Source organism: Leifsonia sp. Y878 (assembly GCF_057669685.1).
On the sequence record NZ_JBYHFS010000007.1, the window covers coordinates 1 to 798 of the forward strand.

1 protein-coding gene is annotated in these 798 nt (G+C 66.2%); it reads right to left on the minus strand.

Annotation, left to right across the window (positions count from 1 at the left end):
- Positions 1-148: 148 nt before the first annotated feature.
- A complete protein-coding gene (locus tag AC25Y4_RS16915; RefSeq protein WP_488121612.1) occupies positions 149-628 on the minus strand; it encodes a GNAT family N-acetyltransferase in 480 nt (159 codons plus the stop codon).
- Between the last annotated feature and the right edge of the window lie 170 nt (positions 629-798).

The window sequence follows — 798 nt, forward strand, 5'->3', positions numbered from 1 at the left end:
CCCCGCTGGTCGAGGAGCGAGCGCCAGCGAGCGTCTCGAGACCCTCCTCCCAGTGCCAGCCAGCCTGCCAGCCAGCCTCCAGTGCCAGCCAGCCTCCAGTGCCAGCCAGCCTCCAGTGCCAGCCAAGCTCCAGTGCCAGCCAGGCAGGCTAGTGCGCCATCCACTGCATGAGGAAGTTCGTGAGGGACGCGCCTCGACGTTCGACGCGCTGCGCACGCACCACCTCGAAGCCGTGATGCTCGAAGAAGGGGCGCGCTGTGACGCTCGCTTCGACGGTGAGGGTGGTGATCCCATTGGCGTGTGCAATTGACTTCATGCGGGCAAGCAACGCGCTGGCGACTCCACGTCTGCCGGCATCCGGGTCGACGAACATCATGTCGATATGCCCGGCGTTGTCGATATCGGTGAAACCGATGACCGATCCTGCTCGCTCAGCGACCCAGGTGTTCGAGGCTGACCGCCTCGTCGTCCAGACGACCTGATCGATGTCGTCGGAGGCCCACGCCGCGATCTGCTGCGCGTCGTAGTGCTCAGAGGCCGACACCCTGATCGCGCGCAGGAAGACACCGAGCGTCGCAGCGCCGTCGGCAGCGACGAACGGCCTGATCGAGATGGGGGAGTCATTCATATCGGGCAACGGTATCGTGCGCCCCGCTGGTGGAAGAGGCCGCCCGATGTCACTTCGGGCGGAGTTTTTGCGACACGCCGGGCGCAACCGGCACCTGCGCGCGGCGTGTCACATTTTCTCCGCTTGAACCCACCCCCGGTGGTCGAGGAGCGAGCGCCAGCGAGCGTCTC